We start from the raw sequence: 20,546 nt of genomic DNA, 5'->3' as shown, positions 1-20,546 counted from the left end.
TTTTCCAACTTCCCGAATAGGCTTGTCCGCAGCCAGCGCCTTCGCGCTAGCCTTGTGCTTCATTCCTTGCTGCCTCCGACACTTGAAGCTTGAATGCCGCATCAACTATGCTTCGTACCACTGGATTCCCCGCTGCCCATTCCTCGCGGAACCACTTTTGGCGTTGCACTGGAGACTTGCTGATAATGCCAGACGGGGAATGCACAGTGATCTTTGTGTTTCCGATTTTCTTGACCACAGTTTCCAAATAGATCCCCTCCCCGTTTAATCTATGAACTCACCGCTTGTCTGCTTTCCACTGCCGCAGGATTCCTTCTTCTTCCGCAGAAGTTATTTGATGCTACACATCAAACAACGGAAGGTGGCATTGAAACGACACACGGTCCATCATCCAACGATGACTAGACATCGAACGACGTGGCCCTAATTTCTACCACTCTAGGAGGGCCTCGGTGAAGGTGCTCTCTCGCTTCTCGGGCCTTCGCCAGTTCTTCCATTACAATCTGATGTCGTACACGTTGCTCAGCCACATTTGCCACCGCCTAAGCCGAACTGTTGTTACGCGAAACGCTTACTTCATCTTCAAAAAAAGGCCCACTGGAACGTCCAATGCCTCAGCGATTTTCTGCAATGCTTCAACCTTGAGAGTTCGTCGACCATTAGAAATATCCTGATACCAGGCTGCACTCTTACTACAATATCGAGCAATATGAGCTTTCGTTACACTCTTCTTTTGTCTCACTTTTTCGACCTTGATGTAGACGGGTGTCATGTAGCTTCCTCCTTTATACGTGAAACGCTTATTTTCAGCCCTAGTATAAATACGCATTTCGCGTATGTAAACAAATAAATAAGCGTTTCGCCTATGTTTATTTCGCAAAACGCTTATTCTCGTTATAGTTGATGTGAGGTGATTGGACAAAATGGAGACTTTGGGCGATAGATTGAAACGCGCCAGAGAACGCAGTAAACACACTCAGAACGAGGTTTGCAAAGCCCTTGGTATTTCCATTGGTACATTGTCCGGATATGAACGGGATTATAGGAAACCCGACACTGATGTTCTGGCAAAGCTGGCGAATCACTACGACGTTTCTATTGACTACCTCGTGACAGGAAAAACTTTGGATCCCGCTGAAATCGATCCAGAACAAGCCGAGTTTCTTCGCTGGGTCGAAGAGAACCTCGAAGAAGCATTCTTTTATGACTTCAAGCGCTCTTCTGACGAACAAAAGGAGTACATGATGGAAACCCTACGTCTTCTATGGCAGCGGGAACAAAAGCGTAACCAAAAGCGCAGTGAGTAGCGTGACTCGATCATTTTTCGCTATCATTCTCCTCTGGTTCATTGAGTCCGCTTCATCTGTAACCTCTCGTTTTTCTTTCGGTTCCCTTAGCCATGTCATTGTCAATCTTGGTTACTTAGACAGTCCTAACCAGCTCGATTCATCGTGTGACTGCAAACTTAATAGAGAGCGTATCGTAGAAAAAACGTCAGTATGTGAATTCCCAGCCTACCGAATTTTGTAGTAAAATAATCCGATGACGGTAGAATAATCACAAGATAGGGAATGATTCTCACAATGGAGTTTGAGGATTTCAGGGTGTTCTGGACCAATAAGGGAACTGTGATCTTTGATAGCAGTGCTTATTTGAACCTGTATAACTTCCCTCACGATACAACACAGGAAATCCTCGAGAAATTCAGTTCAATTAGGGATAGGGTCTGGTTACCATATCAGGTGTATACGGAGTTTCAAAACAACAAGGGCAGAGTAATCAGAAAATCTTTCAAGAAATATGAACAAATACAACAAGATGTTGATAGCGTTTTGGACGACACAATTGTAAAGCTCTACGCTATCTTAGGAAAATGCGATAGATTCCAATATCCAACGTTTGAGGACTTATTAGACAATGTTATTGGCAGTCTTCAGGAAGCAAGAACTGATTTAGGGGGCGCTAATGAGGAAATCGCTCATGAAAAACAACAAAACAAGCAATACGTAAAAGACGACACAGTCTCTGATTTTGTAGAGAAGTTGAGAACTAACGGACAGTTTGGGACTCCCTTCGGACATAGTGAATTAATTAAAATATATGTTGAAGGCGACACTCGCTATCGGCTTGGAATTCCCCCAGGTTTTCGAGATGCTCACAAAATGACTGAAGTCAAGACTGATGACTATGCAGAAAAGAGAAAAGCATTTGGCGATCTAATAATATGGAAAGAGATTATTAAACTTGCATGCGAAACAGAGCAAGACATTCTGTTGATTATCGATGACGTCAAGTCTGATTGGTGGACACATGAGACTGTTACACATGATAAGACGAAACGCGAACATAAGAAACTCGTTGGACCTCATGATGAACTAGTTAAGGAATTTCATGAATACAGTCGTACAGGGTTCTATATGTTAACACTTAATGAATTCATTGAGAATCTCTCGAAACTTCACGGTTTCATGGATGACATGAAACTTCACTTCCAGTTAAATAAGACGAATGTCTTGGATCACTATGTCATGGACGAACTCCGGTATTCGGACGAAATTGATCTCAATTACATAGTTCGCGACTTGGATACTTTCTTTGAACATCGCGCAGCAGACTACTCTGTGGAATTTGAAAATATTGCCTTCGATGAGGACAGCATCCATTTTTCAATCGATGCAAATAAGGTTGAGGTTTCTGGAAGATTTGTCATAAGTGTCTTAGTCGATGGTAAACTTCAGGGTAATGACATCGCGATTAAGTCTGTTTTGTTTGATATTGAATGTCAGTGCGATATTGAACTTGAAGTCAATTCTGCTGACTTTCGTGACTATACGGTTCTCGATGGTCGTATAGAATACATACGAACAATAAGCGATGACGTTGTCGCCACCATCAGTGACGATATAGACCTTTATGCAATCTATGATATGCAGCGACGTGTTCGTAAAGCTCTTAGAAAGAATGCTGAGGATACCATTTCGTTGCATGAACGAAAATTGTACGATGCTTTCGGGGATGTGACATTCTATTCCCTAGAACAACTTGACGGGGTAATTTGATGCCCTTCTCATTCATTACACATTCCACTCATCCTTTCGACTAGCACCACAATTAGATTTGTCTTCCAATTTACTCGATCACGGTATATAATCACCCCTATATACGAACACACGTTCCCTTTTTGAACTATTTTTCTACAGGAGGTTTCTATGTTAGACATCCTCGAGCATTACATTCCAACACCGCTCGAATCCTCTGTTGTCGATTTTTACCGAAAACATGGCATCATGACCTCTCAAGACATTGATTTGGACTGGATTACTGACGAAGCGGGAATCATTGTCCGTGAACTGCCTAGAGACTCTACTTCATTTTCACTCAAAAACAAATATTTTATTGTATTAGACTCCCGGATTCCCTTAGGACACCAGAGAGTCGAATTGGCGCATGAGTTGGGGCACGTACTGATGCACGCCGGGCGCCAGGACATCATGACCATGGACTTCCGAGCCTTCCAAGAGTTCCAGGCTGATCGATTCGCCATGTTCGCTCTCGCCCCTACTTTCTTGCTGGCAAACAGCATCACCCAAGCATTCAATCGACAGCAATTGGTCTCACAGCTCGCATACTCATTTGACGTACCTGAAACATTTATGGATGCACGTATTGATTTGTTGGAACAGAGACTGCGAGACATTGCGATGCAACGTCAGATGGAAGAAGCCGTCAAGGAACAGACCGCCTCCTCCGACTACACCTATCGTCATCCGCTCAATGACAAAATTGAATACCTGGTCCGTGACGGCGCCATTGTCGGACGCCGACGTCGCGCCAGCTATTAAGGAGGGAGATTCATGTCAGACACATTTCACATTCCAACCTTTGGCTCTATTCCTTCACTGTCTGCAGCAGTCCTGGACACACCGGAGAATGCTCCTGATTTGGTAGTGAGGGACTACGCACCATACAAACGCTTCGGCGTCCAGGTGGACGATATGGGACTTGACACGTTTGGATTGTTCCCAGGAGACTGGGCAATCTTTCGTGAACAACGGTGGCCAAACATGGAGTGTCAGATTGTGTTGGTTGCCTTTGGGGAGGAAGGAACACTGCGCCTCTTCGAAGGAACCAATGAAACAGAACCGATATTGCGCGTCTCTGGTGAGCGAATTCCTGAGGAACGTCACCACAGAAATGATTTCATCATTCTAGGTGTGCTGGACGGTGTCATCAAAGCCGAGTTCGCACAACTATCCTATCCTGAGCCGATATTGGACTGGGAACTATAGTATGCTGATTGGAAAATGTACTAATTTGCATGAAAGGAGACTGCCGTCAGGTGCTTTGTCAGCAAATGTATTGTGCTGTAGTCCTTTTTCATATGTTTTTAGTAAAATCAATACAGCACCAATCTAGATGTCTTAAAAGTGAGATTATTTGAGGTGAACGACATGTCCTCCCGGTTCCCAACAGATATTCGTGTACGTCCATATTTACGAAAATCTCGTGCAGACCTCGAGGCCGAAGCACGTGGTGAAGGTGACACGCTCTCCAAGCATAAGAGAGCACTCATGGCACTCGTACGTCAGCATCGATGGACTGTTCTCGACATCTATGAAGAAGTAGTAAGCGGAGAGCGAATACTGGATCGCCCACAAATGCAGCGCCTACTGCAGGACCTTGAAGATGGAGAGACGGATGCGGTTCTCTGCATGGACATAGACCGGCTAGGTCGTGGTAACATGATTGACCAAGGCGTCATACAGGAAACATTCAAGCAGACGGAGACACTCATTATCACACCACGTAAGGTCTACAATCTGCTCGATGAAATGGATGAAGAATGGTCCGAGTTTGAGGCATTTATGGCTCGACGCGAACTAAAAATCATCACCAGACGTATGCAGCGCGGGCGACGCGACAGCTCAGCAGAAGGAAAGCACGTAGGTCGCAATCCACCTTATGGATATCTGCGCGATGAAAATTTGAAGCTCTATCCAGACCCAGATAAAGCACCGGTTGTTCAGCTGATTTTTGAACTGGCTGCGCAAGGTATGGGCATGACATCTATATGTCGTCGATTGACCGAGGACGGCGTCCCTACACCAACAGGACGATTACCCTATTGGGAAGAATCCACTCTTTATAGCATGCTCACAAATCCCGTCTATCGCGGTCATATAGTGTGGGGCATGTACAAAAATTACAAGACAACCAAAAACCCGAGCGGCCGTACGAAAGTCAAGCAACCGGAGTCGAACTGGGTTGTGCACGAAAATGCGCATGAGGCCCTTGTGTCAGATGAGACCTATCAAAAATATTTAGATTCAGTACAATCAAAACCGAGAATCCCTGTCAAAACTGAATTGGCAAACCCCATGGCTGCACTCCTCTATTGTGCCGAATGCAATCACGCCATGCGTTTCAGACCGGCATACGGAGGGCGCAAGAATAGACTCCTTTGCACAACTGTGGGCTGTCATACCAAGAGTGCGGCATGGGAAGATGTGCACAATCGAATGCTGGCTGCGCTCCGGGAAACTTTCGACGGGATGACGATTGACGAACGAATGAAGCATAAGTCAAGCCGCGGAGAATACTCAAGGGTAGCTGTGCTTGAAAACAAGAAGAAGGCTGTTGAATCCGAGTTGGCGGAGTTAGATACTCAACTCAATCGGCTTCATGATTTACTCGAACGCGGAGTCTATGACGACGCAACATACATCGCGCGAAATAGAGCACTTGGAGAGCGAATTTCGACATCTAAGAATGAACTGACCACCATAGAAGAGAAAATTGAAGGTATGTTGCACGAACAACATAAAGTCCAAGAGCTAATGCCCAGAATCGGAGAAGTGTTGGAAGGATACGAGAGCGCAGATATTGAGAAGAAGAATGCTATGTTGCGTTCCATCCTGAGTAAGATGACCTATCGAAGAAAGCCAGAATGGAAGAAGTCAGACCAGTTTGAACTTGAACTATTTCTGCGCACCTAATGTGTACGTCATATAGAGGTCTACTGATTGACTTCCGCATATCCAAACATTTGTGATACGTCGCACAACTGCTGCACCAGCTTCACGGACTTTTCATTATCCGACGTGAGATTGTCACCGTCTGAAAAGTGAATGGGATACAGGTTGTAGCGCTGCGGCGAATACTCCTTTTCAATGATGTTGAGTGCCAGTTCATAGGCGGAAGAGCAAATGGTTCCCCCGCTCTCTCCACGATTGAAAAAGTAGTCTTCGCTGACTTCTCTGGCCTGGGTATGATGTGCGATATAGCGAATCTGAACATTGTCATACTTGGTGCGCAAGAAGCGGGTAGTCCAGAAAAAGAAAGTCCTGGCGCAGTATTTCTCGAACAGCCCCATACTTCTGGGTGTTACGTTATTGGGAAAGAAGCTGGATTTTATGCGAACTGTATTTTAGTTCTATGTCTGTGACAGTGAGGTCATTGATGACAATTTCCTGGATTAATGTGTGGAAGAATCGTCTTGATACGGTTAAATCCGTCCAATCCAGATGCATGAGGTATTCCAGGTAGTCCTGGATTTTCATTGTCCGTGCTCTGTGCTCTTCGTGTGTACTGAACTGTCTCCGCAATTCTTGCTGTTCCAATTCAAATTTCTGTATTGCGTCAATGTAGCTTCTCTTTACTCGATTCATAGTGTGTGTCGGAATCTCCGGGTCTGCCAAGAGCCGTTCAAGTCCGAGTAGTGTCTTAGCAAGATGGCGATTCAGTTGCCTCATTCGGTTTTGCGTGTCCGATTCGTACTTTTTGGGTGTAACAAAGACCTGTGTCTGTGCATAGCAACGAAGCTCTTCAATCAGGTGTGTCCGCAGTCCTTCCTCCAGTTTGTCGGCATTCACGTTTGGTTGACTGCAAGAACTTCGACCAAAGCGGAACGCACGTGAACAAGAGTAGTACCGGTAGGTGGCTCCCTTGTTTCGCTGAACCTGACATACCATTCCAGCGCCACATTTGCCGCATTTGAGAATGCCAGTCAGGGGGTGTTTTGCCCGTCGGGGATTTTGACGTGATCGGCCTGCCATGATGCTTTGTGCTAAGGAAAAAGTCTCAACGTCGACAATCGCTGGATGAGCATCCTGAATGACCACCCAGTCTTCTTCCGGCAACTGTTGCCGACTCTGAATCTTCGTATAACCGTTATCGTCAAACACACGTTTCAGCGTATTCCTGGTGCGACCGTACACCATGTCCCCTCTATATGCTGGATTTTTGAGAACACGATTGACTGTAACACGAGACCAAAACCGGCCATTTTTTGTTAGGAGACCTCTGTCATTAAGGTACTCGGCGATTCGGAATGTACCGTATCGCTCTTTCGTAAAGAGTTGAAAAATGAGTTTTGGAATGCTTGCGAATGAATCATCAATGATAAGACGCTTGGTTTCAGGATTGACCGCATAGCCTATGGGAGCTTCGCCGGTCCAGAATCCACGCCTGGCCAGTGATTTCTTCCCAGATGATACGCGTGACGAAATACGTTTGCTTTCCATCTCTGACATAACAGAGTGAATTCCCAACAAATCAAGTGTTTCCGGACGATTACTATCCAGATTATCATTAATGGCAATGACCCGAATCCCGTACTGTGTGAACCGACTGACAATTTCAACATGCTCTGCCTGATCGCGACTAATGCGACTAATTTCTTTAAAAACGATGACATCGAAGCGTTGTGCCTTGGCTTCCTGCATGGCTCGTTGAATTGCGGGGCGTTGTAAGAACCGAGTATAGTACCCGCTTTGGTCAGAGTCTGAATAAACGCAATCCTCTTCAAGATGATAGTCAGCGCCAAGCCGTCGAATGTATTCGCGTGCATAGTCAACTTGGTTATCCAGGCTTTCCCCCTGCATATCGGTGCTAACACGAGCGTAGACGGCGCATCTTCTCATGACATCATGGTTCCTCCTTTCATTTCATCCCTCATTTTTCGTTGCGAGCCCTTCAGACCCAATCCTGACGTCTGTTTCCAGCTTCTCTGTTTGTCGAATCCAATGCTCAATTTCTTGCGCAAACCACTGAGTAAATGGCGGAGCGTCTACCTGGGAATGAACGTGCACTTGGGTAAAATCGACGTCGCGATTCAACAGCATCGCCCCCTCGTAGAGGCATATGCACGAAGGAGATTGTCCGATTTCTAGAAATACAAATCTAGAAGTGCAAATTTAGAAGTACAAATCGTTAGGCACAAAGCAGAATAAAAAAACGGGACGAACATTTGACATCAGTTCGTCCCGGTCTTCTATACAGCAAAGCCTACTATTTTCAACCAGTTTTCAATTCCGGTCCTGCGAACCTGTTCCGTTCCTCATTCAACAGGTTGCATTCGGCACAGAAAGTGGCGCAACACTTCAGGTTCATAGGTAAACTCAAGGCCGCGAACGGTGTCCCGACGCTCCCAAATTCGTACCAAAGCCTGAACGACTACGTCCATATGGCGGTTCGTATAGACGCGCCGCGGAATTGTCAGGCGTGTAAACTCAGCGCCTGCAGCCCGTTGTTGCCCCGTTTCAGGATCGCGTCCGAGCAACAAGGATCCTACCTCAACCGCTCTGACTCCTGCCTCCAGATACAACTCGTTGCACAGAGCTTGCGCGGGGAACTGTTCTGCCGGAATGTGGGGAAGAAACTTCTTGGCATCCACAAACACGGCATGACCGCCGACGGGCCACTGTATCGGGATCCCCCATTCACGCAACTGATTTCCAAGGTATTCCACTTGTCCAATACGGCTAGCCAGATAATCCGCATCCAGACCTTCATAAAGACCCGCTGCCAACGCCTCCATGTCACGACCGGACAGACCGCCGTAGGTAACATACCCCTCCTGCGGCACACAGGTTGCGCTCGCAGCCTGGTAGAGTTCGATATCATGCTTAATGCCAATCAAACCGCCCATATTCACGATGGCATCCTTCTTGGCGCTCATGGTGAAGGCTGCACCAAGATTGAAGGTCTCACGCACAATCTCAGGAATTGATTTGTCCGCATATCCGGGCTCACGTTGCTGAATGAAATAGGCGTTCTCCGCATAACGGGCTGCATCAAACAAGAGCGGAATACCGTACTTGTCGGCGATTTCCTTCGCGCCTCTCATGTTTGCCATCGACACCGGCTGACCCCCGGCTGAGTTACAGGTGATGGTCACAAGAATGAAAGCGATGGATTCGCGGCCGTGCGTTTCGATGAACGCGTCCATCTTTTCCAAATCAAAATTCCCTTTAAAAGGAACATCCAGGTTTGTATCGAAAGCCTCTTCCACCACGAAGTTCAGCGGTACCCCGCCGTTCAATTCAATGTGGGCCATAGTGGTATCAAAGTGCATGTTACCGAGGACATATTGACCTTTGTACTTAATGAGATGAGGGAACAGAACCTGTTCCGCCCCCCGCCCTTGGTGGGTGGGAATCGCATATTCATATCCAAAAATGTCCTGAACTGCGCTTTTGACCTTATAGAATGACCTACTGCCAGCGTACGCCTCATCACCCATCATAAGGGCTGCCCATTGCTTGTCACTCATTGCACCGGTACCGCTGTCTGTGAGCAAGTCAATGTAAACATCCTCTGATTTTAATGAAAACGGATTGTATCCAGCTTCGGTAAGAGCTCGTTCTCGTTCAGCTCTGGAAATGAGACGGATAGGCTCCACCATTTTTATTTTGTAGGGTTCTGCCTGCCTGCCATTGTCAGCTTGGAGTTGATTCGAATTCGATTGCACATGAAGTCCTCCTTTACCCAGTTGCAAAAAGATACGTTCTGCTCTTATACAAGCAATCTTCATGCCAAAGCTGTGATGCCAGAACCGTCATATACACTCATTTCACATTGTGGACTGCTTGTTCGTGTTTACGCTGGTCTTAATTCTGTAAGCGATAAAAAGGAATACAATCCAGATGGGAGCAATGTAAAGGGCCATTCGCATATCTGACATGAAGGCCATGACCACCACTACGAGGGCGAGGAATGCCAAACTGACGTACGAGGACGCCGGGTAGAAAGGCATTTTGAACAATAAATCACGAGTTGCTTCTCCTTTGCCCTTGCGGAAAAACAGTTGAGTCAACAAAATCATTGTCCAGTTGATGATGGCGGCAATGGTAGCAGCTGAAATCAAATACATGAATGCCTTGCCTGGAAAGAGATAATTCAAAAGTACTGTCAGCGCAATGCAACCTGCGGAAACTAGGATTCCTGTCACAGGCGATCCGTTTGGACATAAACGCAGAAAGGTTTTTGGTGCATTTCCTTGAACTGCAAGACCGTGCAGCATCCGGCCGTTACTGTATAGTCCACTGTTAAATGTAGACAGCGCTGCTGTCAAGACGACAATATTGAGGATAAATGCAGCAGCAGGTATGCCAATATTTTTGAAAATCTCCACAAACGGACTCCCGCTTGAGCCAACGGCATTCCATGGGTATATCATGAGAATGACAGCCAGGGCACCTACATAGAAAATCAGGATTCGCCAGATGACTTGATTAATAGCCCGCGGGATGGACTTTTCCGGCTGATGAGCCTCACCCGCTGTAATACCAATCAACTCAATTCCGCCAAATGAAAACATCACGACAACCAGAGACTGCAAAAAACCTTTGCTACCATGAGGGAAAAAGCCGCCGTGTATCCATAAGTTGTTCACTCCCGCAACCGTTCCGCCGTGAGACGTTCTCATAAACACAAGGACGAGCCCCAGCAGAATCATCGCAATGATTGCCACGACCTTAATTAGAGCAAACCAGAACTCAAATTCACCATACGCCTTCACGTTGGCCAAATTGACAAGGGTAATGAAGACCCAAAAGATAAGAGCTGACAGCCATGCAGGGGCGGAATGCCACCAAAACTGCACGTACGCGCCGACTGCAGTTAACTCAGCCATGGCAACAATGATGTAATTCAACCAATAGTTCCAACCTGCGAGAAATCCGGGAAACCCACCCCAATGGCGATAAGCATAATGACTAAAAGACCCTGAGACAGGTTCGTCTACGGACATCTCACCTAATGCCCGCATGATGAAAAAGATGATGAGGCCGCCAAGCAGATAGGAGACGGTAATACCTGGCCCAACCATTTTAATGGTGGTTGCGGAGCCGTAAAACAGTCCGGTTCCGATGGCACCGCCAAGGGCAATGAGCTGAATATGCCGGTTTTTGAGGTCTCTTCGAAGTTGTTTTACATGTACTTCACCTGTGCTGTCATTACGCATAAACTTGAGCCTCCTTCAAATGTTTTGCGCACACCACTCTAAAAGCAAGGAACGTGCCATAGTGTTCTACTTTTCTAAGAATAAGGACAATTCAATCAGAATGAGATTGGGTAAACAAATCAGGGGATTACATGCGCTGGCACGAGAGGGGTGATAAGAAAAGTTGCCAAGTAAAATGGGCAGTGAGAACCCTACTTATCAGAGGCATGGGGAACGGGAATGTTGTAAGCTTTGATTTTGTTGAGAATTGTGGTATTTGAGACGCCAAGAACTGTACCAGCTTTTCTTGAGGACGGATATTCACGGAGGACTCGAGTAAGAATTTGTTTTTCCACGGTTGCAACAATATCACGCAGCGCAGGCCATCCCTCATCTACCGAATACGCGACTTCAATCTTGTTGTCTGTCCCGTTCAGCTCGGGAGACACTGCGACCACGTCAGTCCACTCATATAAGTGTTCCGGGGTTATCTCCTGATTATCTGGTAATACGTTCAGAATCCGTTCGAGCAGGTTTTCCAGTTGCCTGACGTTGCCTGGCCATTCTTGCAGTTCCAGCACACTCATGCTCTCTCTTGTAATATGGCACCGATTTCGACGCATCTTGCGGGAAATCTTACTCAGCAGAAACTCAACGATGACGGAAATATCTTCAGGTCGCTCACGCAGCGGCGGAATGCGCAGAGGAATAACGTTCAATCGATAATAGAGGTCTTCACGAAACATTCCCTTCGCAATCATAGACTCAAGGTTTCGATGCGTAGCGGCAACAATGCGGACATCGACTGCAATTTCCCGTGTTCCTCCGACCCGCCTGATGGTTCCCTCCTGCAGTACACGAAGCAACTGGGCCTGCATTGGCAGAGACAGTTCTCCGACTTCATCCAAAAACAAAGTGCCTTTGTGCGCCTGTTCAAACAACCCTGTCTTGCCAGTCTTCAACGCACCCGTGAAGGCACCTGCATCATACCCAAACAGTTCACTTTCAAGCAAAGAGGCAGGCAGTGATGAGCAGTTAACGGCGACAAAGGGGCCGCTTTTTCGAGCACTCTCGTTGTGTACGGATTTGGCCAGTAACTCCTTTCCCGTTCCGCTTTCTCCTCGTAACAGTACCGTAGCGTTGCCTCGTGCAACCACTTTTGCGGTATCGACAAGCCGTTTCATTTTTTCACTGCGATAGACGATATCAGTAAAGGAAATCATGTGCTGAGAAGAATCGAACTTAGAAATCATTTCTTTAATCTGGCTTTCAGCCTTGACCGTTACAACAACACCGATAACCTTATTGGAGTCATTGATGATAGGCACGTAGCTGGCCAGAAATCGAATTGCTCGATGGTTGCGGTGAATCAGACCCTCGTGAAAAGGAAAGGTTTGGCCTGTGATGAACACTTTAGATAGAGGTGTGTCAGCACCCAGGATTTCCGCTGCCCGTCTGCCAACAATGTCCGACGGTTCGTAATCCAAGATAAGGCACGCACTCTCATTCAAGTGTGTGACGATCCCATTTTGGTCTATGGCGATAATGCCTTCATTCACGGAATTGAGAATGGTTCGCAGTTCATTTTCGCGGTCTTCGTAGGCCATTTGACTGCGTATGCCAACTGAGTTTACGCCTTCAAGCCGGCGAATATCGTGCATAAGGGTTTCTACTGTTTCCGCAGAAGTGCTGCGTGCCTTAATCAACATGCCCTGCCCTGGCGCCACTTCCATAAACACCTTGTCACAGCCGTGGTCCTCAAATGCTTGAAAAATCTCGTAACCCAAGCCTTTTCGGTCAGTAAAATCGATTTGAATCACGTATTCTGGCATTGTTGACAGCACCTCTCATGCATCATAGGAACTGTTGCATATTTTCCCTTTATCTCTTATTTTATCTCCGTGTGAACCATCCCGGTATCGTTCATCCGGACTAGTGTTGAAAATTCCACCGAACACAAGCTGCCCTCGATATCGTTCGGCGAGTGTGACAGCTTGTCCTTTCTCAATGACGATACATCCATACTTCCGGACGTATCCATCATCGCGATGACAACCGCGTTGGTGTCCGGTTCTTCAACATCTTCCCAGGTCTTGAACCGCAAATCGTCCGGCAGAATTCTGTGCTCTTTGTTCTGTCGCTGACTGCGTAGAATGGACTCGAGCAGCGTCTTCTTTTTGTCCACGTTGCCCATTAAACCTTTTTTGCGGACATCGCGGAAATCGACATCGTGTGTGACGAGATTGTCGTCAGATTTCGGCACTAAATCCGGCAGCTCCAAGTTTTCGAAGAGGGCCTGCTCAATTTGCTCCAAGGCAACATCTGTTTCCACGTAGTCCGATCCCGGTTGATCCCCTGCCCCCTGACCCTTCCCCGGCGCTGGCTTGCCTGACGGGTCCTTGGCCACCACATCTCCAACTTTCGACTTTCCATTGCCTGCACCCGACTGTTTGCTTTTATTGAAGTTGTAGCGAAACCTGTATTCTTCCAAGGAGCGAATAGGGATTTTAACGACTTTCCTGCCGTCACTCATAATAATGCCTTCGTCGCTGATGAGGTCCGGCAGGTTTTCCTTAATGGCTTCTTTGACTTTTTCCTTATGCCGTTCCTGGTCCTGGTGCCCTTTACGATGCAGGGACCAGTCCTGTTTATCCAGCGTAAACTGTACTCCTGCCATGGTGCACCCCTCCTGGTGTCCAAGTCTGGGCCTGTTACCGATTCAACAAGCTGCCTGTGTAGCGAAGCAGTTCATTGGCACAGACAGCGCAGTAGCCGTGCTCATCCATGAGTCTTGCGGTGACATCGTTAATCTTCTTCAACTGTGATTCATCCGGTGTCTTGGAGGAGGTGGTTATCTTCACTACATCTTTCAGGTCTGCAAACAGCTTCTTCTCGATAGCTTCGCGCAGACGCTCGTGGGAATGGTAATCAAATTTCTTGTCGCGTCTGGCGTAAGTAGAGATTCGAATCAGAATTTCTTCACGGAAGGTCCGCTTGGCGTTCTCCGAGATGCCAATTTGCTCCTCGATGGACCGCATGAGCTTCTCATCGGGATCCATTTCCTCGCCCGTCAACGGGTCCTTGATTTTTTGCCAATTGCAGTACGCCTCCACATTATCCAGATAGTTATCCAGCAAGGTTTTGGCTGATTCTTCAAATGAGTAAACGAAGGCTTTTTGGACTTCTGTCTTGGCCATTTCGTCGTACTCCCTGCGTGCCGCGGAAATGTAGTTAAGCAAAACCTCTTTTTCTTCTTTGGTGATAGACGCATGTTGACTGAGACCGTCCTTGAGTGCCCGCAAAACATCCAGTGCGTTAATACATGTGGTATCGCGGCGAATCAAAGCGGTAGAAATTCTGTTAATGACGTAGCGCGGGTCAAGCCCAAACATCCCTTCGTCCGGAAACTCCTGCTGCAGTTCCTTGATGTCACTGTCTTTCAGTCCTTCCACAGATTGACCGTTGTACACGTACAGTTTTTTGAGCAAATCCACACCCTGCTTCTTCGACTCGCGCAGCCTTGTCAGGACAGAAAAAATGGCGGCTGTGCGAAGTGCATGAGGTGCGATGTGTACGTCTTTCAAATCACTCTGTTTCACGAGTTTGTTGTAAATCTTGATTTCTTGGTCGACACGCAAGTTGTACGGCACAGGCATGACAATAATTCTCGACTGTAATGCCTCATTTTTTCGGTTGCTGATAAATGACTTATACTCCGCCTCATTGGTATGAGCCACAACCATTTCAACGCTGGTGAACCTGTTAGACCAATGGACACGAAGCAACTGACATTAGGACAAGCTGTTCAGGAATAGCATGGATATCAAAGATGGATAGCAACCATGGATATCAAGCATAGATGACAACCATAGATAACAGAACGACGAAGAGATTGACTGACAGCACGCTGCTCTTCTCATTTCACGCGCTGCAGGGAAGTCCTGTAAACCTCTCATCACAGGCGGGAGTGAATCGGTTTGTGCAAAGAGATAGTTCAAACCAAGACAGGAAAAGTGTTCCTGGAAGACACAATGGAAGACGCAATGGAAGAAACAATGGAAGGATGCGGAGAGGGCCGCGGGAACATGTCGGAGGGAACCCAGACTGCCCAGAGAGAGTCTGCCGTTGGCACGGCCTACCGCAAACTAGCAGAACTGCTTTTGAAAGACTTCAACACAAATAGACAGGAGGCAGATGACTAGCCAGCCTTCTGCCCCTCTCATGGTTATACCTAGTTCCTTTCCTACCCTGTGCGTTGCTTGAGTGCGCTTCATCTCTCGAGATCCCGTTTCGTTTCTTGACTCCCCGTTACCTGTGAATACGAAGCCTGGTACGGTCATATGTTTTGGTCTTCGCTGCTGCAGGTGCTGCAGGTGTAGCACTGGTACGATCGTAAATTCTGTCTCGGGTCCTGTCCGGTGTTCTATCTGTAACATGCTCCAAATCCCGCAGACGCTGCGCCGTACGAAGCAAAATGCGCGAAGCCAGGTCCAAAGCTCTGTCCCTTGCTCTATCCCGTGTTCGGTCGAGATTTGCCATAGTGTCAACTCACTCCTTCTGCTGGTGATACTCTAGCAAATGCCGAACTATCGATTTGAGCGTGGACAGACTGCTACCGACTTCAAAAATAAGGCTCTTAAAGCAGAATATCCGTCCAAATTTTCACGGTTGTTGCAACGATCAGCAAAGCCAGCACAATGCGCAGCACTTTTGCGTGAATGCGTGCTCCGAGTCTTACCCCGACGGGTGCGAATGCTACACTGGCAATCACAACCACAGCCGCGGCCAAGAATGGGACATTCCCGGCCAGGACTTTACCGGCACTAGCGCCAATCGAAGAGATGAAGGTAATAGCAAGAGACGAAGCGATGGTAACCCGGGTCGGAATCTTTAATAGCTGAAGCATAATAGGTACGAGAATAAAGGCTCCTCCGGCTCCAACTACCCCGGCAGCGATGCCGACCACGAGAGCCGAAATGACGGCGACAGCTTTTTGAAACTCAATTTGTTCAAGCGGTTTCGCTTCGACACCGCGGTTTGGAATGAACATCATGACAGCGGCGATAATAGCCAGTACGCCGTATACTATATTGATAATTCCACCCGAAACAAAGCGAGCCCCATATCCCCCAACGAAACTCCCAAGCAGTATACTGACGCCCATATATAAAACAAGTTTTGGGTGGATCACCTTGTTTTTCCGAAGGGCTATGACCCCGGACAGGGTGGCAAACAGTACTTGAAACGCAACAATGCCTGCAACCTGATGAGGCGAAAAATGAGCAACCCCAAACAATGCAGGAACGTACAGCAGCATGGGGTAGTTCACGATGGCACCGCCAATACCCAGCATTCCAGACAACAGTGCTCCAATCATGCCAATGGCGACCAGCGTCCCCAATAAGCCCAGCGACACAACCTTCTCCTCCTCCATGACAGCTCCATACCACGCACAAATCATTCATTGCAAACTCATGTGAACTGTGACATAAATCCAGCTTTTGCTTCTGACTGGCAGCCTATTCACCGACTCGATACAGGTCATGGTGGAGACTGCTGTGTCAAGGTCAGGATGTGTCCATTTCACACCAGTTTGTCCCGCCTAATATACCTCCGCCCGTATATGCGGCGTACAGGCCTCATATAGTGAAGCGTGTCCATCTTCTCAAGTGCCCGTCCAGGTCCGAATTCTGCGAAAAGGAGCTGCTTGCAAAGTGACTATGGCGATGTTTGTTGTGCTGTTGTCCATTGGTTTTACGGGATCATTTATCTCCGGCATGCTCGGCATTGGCGGCTCCATTGTCAAGTACCCTTTACTGCTGTATGTACCCGCCGTCTTCGGACTGGCCACATTTACGGCTCATGAAGTGTCCGGTATCAGCGCCGTTCAGGTGCTCTTTGCAAGCCTGTCAGGTGTCTGGGTCTACCGCAAAGACAGACTCCTAAACTATCGACTAATCCTGTACATGGGCGTCTCTATTCTCATTGGCAGCTTCATTGGAGCATACGGTGCGCAGTTCCTTCCCTCCTCATCCATTAACATGGTCTATGCACTGCTTGCCACCATTGCCACCATCATGATGTTTGTCACCCCCAAAGAACTGGCTGACATCACTCGTTATGACGGTGAGTTCAACCGGTTTGTCGCTGTCACCGCGGCAATGTTAACGGGACTCTTTTCCGGCATTGTAGGAGCTGCAGGTGCCTTTATTCTGGTCCCTGTCCTGCTTCTAGTCCTAAAGGTGCCAACCCGTGTCACGATTGCCTCTTCCCTTGCCATCACTGTCCTGTCCTCTATTGGATCTACCACCGGAAAAGTGCTCTCCGGTGATGTTCTGCTTGGTCCTGCCTTGGTCATGATTTGGGCCAGCGTACTCGGAGCCCCGCTGGGGGCGCGTTTCAGCAAAAAAGTCGACACCAAGGTGCTGCGCGTGATTCTGGCGGTACTGATACTGCTCACCTGCATTAAAGTGTGGACAGACGTGCTTATGACATAACGGCACAGCCAGGACTCATACAATCTGTGCAAGACCTGTAAAAGGGGATGAGAGCACGCGATGAGCCAACTGCCTCCCTCTGTGCAGCACGTCATCTGCTATCTGCGAAAATCTCGAGAAGACGAAGAAGCTGAACGCCGGGGTGAAGACACGTTGGCGAAACAGCGGGTACTGATGGAGCAGGATGTTTTGCGCCGCTACAGCCTTCCCTACGATCTCGCGGAAGAAGTTGCTTCCGGCGACAGCATCCGCGCCCGTCCTGTCTTTCAGTCCCTGTTGCCGGATTTGGGAACAAAGTATCAGGCCATTGCCTGTAAGGACCTGTCCAGACTTGGGCGCGGAAGCTACGCAGATATGGGCATCGTGTACGACATTATCCGCGACAGACACATCTTTGTCATCACCAAAGATGCCGTCTACAATCCTGGTAACTTCAGCGACCTGCGCATGATTCGCTTCTCCTTGTTTTTTAACCGCGAAGAATACGAAATGACACTTTGGCGCTTAACAGAGGGCAAATACGACGGCGCCGCAAAAGGCAAATGGGTTGCTGGAAGTGTCCCCTATGGATTTCGTTACAATTCGCAAACACAGAATCTCGAACCCAATGACACGGAGGCTCCGGTAGTACGGCTCATTTTTAACCTGTACCTTCAAGGGTACGGCTACCGGGCTGTCTCAAAACAACTGTCGACCCTCGGCATCAGAAGTCCCCGAGGAAGACAAACGTGGCAGCCGGAGGTGATTCGTCGACTCCTTAGAAACCCTGCGTATAGTGGAACGCTTGTGTTCAGGAAAACCAAGCGCAATAAGCTGGACGGACGTGTAACAGCCCGGCCCAAGTCAGAACACATTGTCGTGGCGGGTGCGTTTTCCGGCTTAGTGTCCAAAGCAGTGTGGGACTCGGTGCAGGAGAAAACAAAGACACAGACTGCAGGAACACAGACTGCAGGGACAGAGGCTGCGAAACGGAACTGGTACAGCAGTCAAGACAAGGTACAAGGTGTGAGAATATCCGAATTGTCAGGCCTGATTAGATGCCGTCGCTGCCACCATGCGTTGGTACGACAGCATGGCGTTCAGCAGTACAAGCAGAAAACTGGCACACTCTCACACTATGAAAAGGAGTTTCTCTACTGTAACCGGTGCAGTTACGCTGTAAAATACCGCAGTTGTGAAGCGCAGCTTCTTGAAGTTCTTGATAAACTCCCCTTTCATCACAGCCTCTGGACGAAGACGATTCATCAGATACTGACGGAGGATACTGCTGAACCGACAGCCTCGGACAGTATCGATGAGCAAAAAAGTGTACACAGGCAAGGCAAAGCAGATAGGCAAGATGAAACTGAGGGGCCGTATCACAGTCTTCGGCGAGAACTGACAGAGCGGCGGCAAGCTCTTGAGCGACGATTGGTTCGGGCGCGGGAACTGGTACTGGACGGAACGTTTTCAAAACAAGACTTCCAGCAGGTGAAAAAGCAAATAGACGCAGAGGTAAATCAACTTGATGCGCAACTCAGCGCGATGGCGCCTCGTGACGACGGGTTTTTAAAACACGTCAAGCATGCCGACATGCCCTCCAAGGACGGATTGAATGCAACGAGTCAACAACTGCAGCAGTTTCCTGGGAAGGTGCATAGCCTGGCGCAAATTTACAACAGACTGTCGGAAACGGAGTTCAAAAACCGCCTTCTTCGTCTCGTATTTAGAACCATTGACCTGGAGCGAGTGGAACGCGGCCGCGGACGGAACCACCCGGGGTCTTTCAACCTATACGTTCGTGTCAAACCGGACTTCATGTGCACACAAGAAGACATCAAGTGATTCTCGTGGTGCCATAACTCGGGGATTGGTATTCACGTGTCACAACCGTTTCATCCGCAGAGATAAGTGCAAAACGGCCTGCCTTGAAGTTCCCTTCCTGGGTTAAACTGAGGAGATGCCACAAAAACTTTTCGTCGGATTTCAGCATTTCCTGAAATTCCATGAGCCCGCGGTTGGCTTTGTTTAACTCTCCGTCAAACCGGTATGCCCGCGGATCCGATTCTGAACCGTACTCGGTAATGGTTGAGAAGTCAATACTCCCTGTCAAGTCTGCAATATCCTGCGACTTGGGATCAGAAGGACTGAATGTACCGATGCCCACACGGTTGGCTTCTGAAAACACAATCCGTTCAACAGGCATCTGACTGATGTCTCCGTTCAGTTCATTGTCAAGCTTATGCCTGCAGACCGGGCACAAATTGCCCTCAATATGAACGCCCGATTCCTGTTCAAAGTCTTCGCGCAGCTCTTTGGGTATGAGATGCAAGGGTTCCTCGTGCATCGGACACCCCTGAATTCCATAAAGTGCGCCTTCGTCTGTTCTTGTATATCGTTCTAAACCTTGTTTCAAGAGTGTCACAATTGTAGATTTACCCCCGCTGACCGGACCCATTAACAACAGAATCCGCTTGCGGACATCCAAACGTCGAGCCGCCGCATGGAAGTACTCTTCAACCAGCCTCTCCAGTGTTGATTCCAACCCGTAAAGCTCTTTATCAAAAAAATGATAGTGGCGATTCCCCTCGTCATCCGTCTGAACACCTGCATGTTCAATCATATCGTAAATTCGATTGTGGGCCGTTTTTGCCACCGCTGGATATTGATGCACAATGTCCAGATACTCTGAAAACGTCCCGTTCCACCGTAGTCCGTCCTGTTCGGCCCGATAAGCGTTGAGACGATCCAAAAAGCTCATGTCAAGTCCCCCTTTTCATTTCGGGCCTTTGACCCTGTTTTGCACACGGCAAAGGCTTGCAGTATGATTCAGGCGATTGCGTCTC

The 20,546-nt window shown here is 48.0% G+C and carries 18 protein-coding genes and 3 pseudogenes; 8 read left to right on the top strand and 13 right to left on the bottom strand.

Annotation, left to right across the window (positions count from 1 at the left end; all coding sequences use genetic code 11):
- Positions 1-46: 46 nt before the first annotated feature.
- Together GI364_RS03795 and GI364_RS03790 are read right to left on the bottom strand one after the other, a co-directional pair.
- The gene (locus tag GI364_RS03795; RefSeq protein ID WP_198852379.1) at positions 47-247 is read right to left on the bottom strand and encodes a hypothetical protein; all 201 of its coding nucleotides are present in this window, start codon (positions 245-247) and stop codon (positions 47-49) included.
- A 324-nt stretch (positions 248-571) separates the two neighbouring features.
- Complete coding sequence (locus GI364_RS03790; protein ID WP_198852378.1) at positions 572-772, bottom strand: helix-turn-helix domain-containing protein; 201 nt, start codon at positions 770-772, stop codon at positions 572-574.
- Between the two features lie 151 nt (positions 773-923).
- Here GI364_RS03790 and GI364_RS03785 point away from each other — a divergent pair, with 151 nt between their 5' ends.
- The 5 genes from GI364_RS03785 (at position 924) to GI364_RS03765 (ending at position 5,996) form a co-directional block, all read left to right on the top strand.
- Complete coding sequence (locus tag GI364_RS03785; RefSeq protein WP_198852377.1) at positions 924-1,307, top strand: helix-turn-helix domain-containing protein; 384 nt, start codon at positions 924-926, stop codon at positions 1,305-1,307.
- Between the two features lie 297 nt (positions 1,308-1,604).
- A complete protein-coding gene (locus GI364_RS03780; RefSeq protein WP_198852376.1) occupies positions 1,605-3,059 on the top strand; it encodes a PIN-like domain-containing protein in 1,455 nt (484 codons plus the stop codon).
- Positions 3,060-3,209: 150 nt separating this feature from the next.
- A complete protein-coding gene (locus tag GI364_RS03775) occupies positions 3,210-3,842 on the top strand; it encodes an ImmA/IrrE family metallo-endopeptidase (protein WP_198852375.1) in 633 nt (210 codons plus the stop codon).
- Positions 3,843-3,854: 12 nt separating this feature from the next.
- Entirely contained in the window at positions 3,855-4,289 is a 435-nt protein-coding gene (locus GI364_RS03770; RefSeq protein WP_198852374.1) for a hypothetical protein, read from the top strand.
- Between the two features lie 162 nt (positions 4,290-4,451).
- Positions 4,452-5,996, top strand: coding sequence for a recombinase family protein (locus tag GI364_RS03765; RefSeq protein ID WP_198852373.1), 1,545 nt, complete (start codon positions 4,452-4,454; stop codon positions 5,994-5,996).
- Between the two features lie 23 nt (positions 5,997-6,019).
- On the opposite strand, the pseudogene GI364_RS03760 reads toward GI364_RS03765, so the two are convergent.
- The 8 genes and pseudogenes from GI364_RS03760 to GI364_RS03725 all read right to left on the bottom strand — a co-directional run.
- Positions 6,020-6,385: pseudogene (locus GI364_RS03760) on the bottom strand (DUF444 family protein); the annotation flags it as partial.
- 4 nt (positions 6,386-6,389) lie between these two features.
- On the bottom strand, positions 6,390-7,922 hold the full coding sequence (locus GI364_RS03755) for a recombinase family protein (protein ID WP_198852372.1): 1,533 nt from the start codon (positions 7,920-7,922) through the stop codon (positions 6,390-6,392).
- 24 nt (positions 7,923-7,946) lie between these two features.
- Positions 7,947-8,117 carry a hypothetical protein gene (locus tag GI364_RS03750; protein WP_198852371.1) on the bottom strand — a complete coding sequence of 57 codons (171 nt, stop codon included), beginning with the start codon at positions 8,115-8,117 and terminating at the stop codon, positions 7,947-7,949.
- A 221-nt stretch (positions 8,118-8,338) separates the two neighbouring features.
- The gene (locus GI364_RS03745; protein WP_233095996.1) at positions 8,339-9,751 is read right to left on the bottom strand and encodes a tryptophanase; all 1,413 of its coding nucleotides are present in this window, start codon (positions 9,749-9,751) and stop codon (positions 8,339-8,341) included.
- 102 nt (positions 9,752-9,853) lie between these two features.
- Positions 9,854-11,245 (bottom strand): amino acid permease, encoded by a 1,392-nt coding sequence (locus GI364_RS03740; protein ID WP_198852369.1) that lies wholly within the window; start codon positions 11,243-11,245, stop codon positions 9,854-9,856.
- A 191-nt stretch (positions 11,246-11,436) separates the two neighbouring features.
- Positions 11,437-13,056: a sigma 54-interacting transcriptional regulator gene (locus GI364_RS03735; RefSeq protein WP_198852368.1), complete on the bottom strand. Its 1,620-nt coding sequence runs from the start codon at positions 13,054-13,056 to the stop codon at positions 11,437-11,439.
- A 56-nt stretch (positions 13,057-13,112) separates the two neighbouring features.
- Positions 13,113-13,901, bottom strand: coding sequence for a DUF444 family protein (locus GI364_RS03730; RefSeq protein ID WP_198852367.1), 789 nt, complete (start codon positions 13,899-13,901; stop codon positions 13,113-13,115).
- A 34-nt stretch (positions 13,902-13,935) separates the two neighbouring features.
- Positions 13,936-14,970 (bottom strand): annotated as a pseudogene (locus tag GI364_RS03725) (protein prkA); the annotation flags it as partial.
- A gap of 231 nt (positions 14,971-15,201) precedes the next feature.
- Here GI364_RS03725 and GI364_RS03720 point away from each other — a divergent pair.
- Positions 15,202-15,426 carry a hypothetical protein gene (locus tag GI364_RS03720; protein WP_198852366.1) on the top strand — a complete coding sequence of 75 codons (225 nt, stop codon included), beginning with the start codon at positions 15,202-15,204 and terminating at the stop codon, positions 15,424-15,426.
- Positions 15,427-15,532: 106 nt separating this feature from the next.
- Here GI364_RS03720 and GI364_RS03715 read toward each other — a convergent pair whose 3' ends face one another.
- Together GI364_RS03715 and GI364_RS03710 are read right to left on the bottom strand one after the other, a co-directional pair.
- A complete protein-coding gene (locus tag GI364_RS03715) occupies positions 15,533-15,763 on the bottom strand; it encodes a hypothetical protein (protein WP_198852365.1) in 231 nt (76 codons plus the stop codon).
- A gap of 97 nt (positions 15,764-15,860) precedes the next feature.
- Positions 15,861-16,658: a sulfite exporter TauE/SafE family protein gene (locus GI364_RS03710; RefSeq protein WP_198853837.1), complete on the bottom strand. Its 798-nt coding sequence runs from the start codon at positions 16,656-16,658 to the stop codon at positions 15,861-15,863.
- A 286-nt stretch (positions 16,659-16,944) separates the two neighbouring features.
- Here GI364_RS03710 and GI364_RS03705 point away from each other — a divergent pair, with 286 nt between their 5' ends.
- Together GI364_RS03705 and GI364_RS03700 are read left to right on the top strand one after the other, a co-directional pair.
- On the top strand, positions 16,945-17,721 hold the full coding sequence (locus tag GI364_RS03705) for a sulfite exporter TauE/SafE family protein (protein ID WP_198853836.1): 777 nt from the start codon (positions 16,945-16,947) through the stop codon (positions 17,719-17,721).
- A gap of 60 nt (positions 17,722-17,781) precedes the next feature.
- Positions 17,782-19,545 (top strand): recombinase family protein, encoded by a 1,764-nt coding sequence (locus tag GI364_RS03700; protein ID WP_198852364.1) that lies wholly within the window; start codon positions 17,782-17,784, stop codon positions 19,543-19,545.
- 22 nt (positions 19,546-19,567) lie between these two features.
- Here GI364_RS03700 and GI364_RS03695 read toward each other — a convergent pair.
- Positions 19,568-20,461 (bottom strand): annotated as a pseudogene (locus GI364_RS03695) (protein prkA); the annotation flags it as partial.
- Positions 20,462-20,546 lie beyond the last annotated feature (85 nt).

The sequence above is a fragment of the Alicyclobacillus sp. SO9 genome (genome assembly GCF_016406125.1).
Classification (GTDB): domain Bacteria; phylum Bacillota; class Bacilli; order Alicyclobacillales; family Alicyclobacillaceae; genus SO9.
Note: the sequence above shows the minus strand (reverse complement) of the source record. Positions and strands in the feature narration are given on the sequence as shown.

Coding starts and splice junctions, on each gene's coding strand:
- GI364_RS03740 (WP_198852369.1), bottom strand. CDS start 11,245: ATGCGTAATGACAGCACAGGTGAAGTACATGTAAAACAACTTCGAAGA.
- GI364_RS03730 (WP_198852367.1), bottom strand. CDS start 13,901: ATGGCAGGAGTACAGTTTACGCTGGATAAACAGGACTGGTCCCTGCAT.
- GI364_RS03700 (WP_198852364.1), top strand. CDS start 17,782: ATGAGCCAACTGCCTCCCTCTGTGCAGCACGTCATCTGCTATCTGCGA.
- GI364_RS03755 (WP_198852372.1), bottom strand. CDS start 7,922: ATGAGAAGATGCGCCGTCTACGCTCGTGTTAGCACCGATATGCAGGGG.
- GI364_RS03770 (WP_198852374.1), top strand. CDS start 3,855: ATGTCAGACACATTTCACATTCCAACCTTTGGCTCTATTCCTTCACTG.
- GI364_RS03710 (WP_198853837.1), bottom strand. CDS start 16,658: ATGGAGGAGGAGAAGGTTGTGTCGCTGGGCTTATTGGGGACGCTGGTC.
- GI364_RS03705 (WP_198853836.1), top strand. CDS start 16,945: ATGGCGATGTTTGTTGTGCTGTTGTCCATTGGTTTTACGGGATCATTT.
- GI364_RS03775 (WP_198852375.1), top strand. CDS start 3,210: ATGTTAGACATCCTCGAGCATTACATTCCAACACCGCTCGAATCCTCT.
- GI364_RS03715 (WP_198852365.1), bottom strand. CDS start 15,763: ATGGCAAATCTCGACCGAACACGGGATAGAGCAAGGGACAGAGCTTTG.
- GI364_RS03735 (WP_198852368.1), bottom strand. CDS start 13,056: ATGCCAGAATACGTGATTCAAATCGATTTTACTGACCGAAAAGGCTTG.
- GI364_RS03785 (WP_198852377.1), top strand. CDS start 924: ATGGAGACTTTGGGCGATAGATTGAAACGCGCCAGAGAACGCAGTAAA.
- GI364_RS03790 (WP_198852378.1), bottom strand. CDS start 772: ATGACACCCGTCTACATCAAGGTCGAAAAAGTGAGACAAAAGAAGAGT.
- GI364_RS03765 (WP_198852373.1), top strand. CDS start 4,452: ATGTCCTCCCGGTTCCCAACAGATATTCGTGTACGTCCATATTTACGA.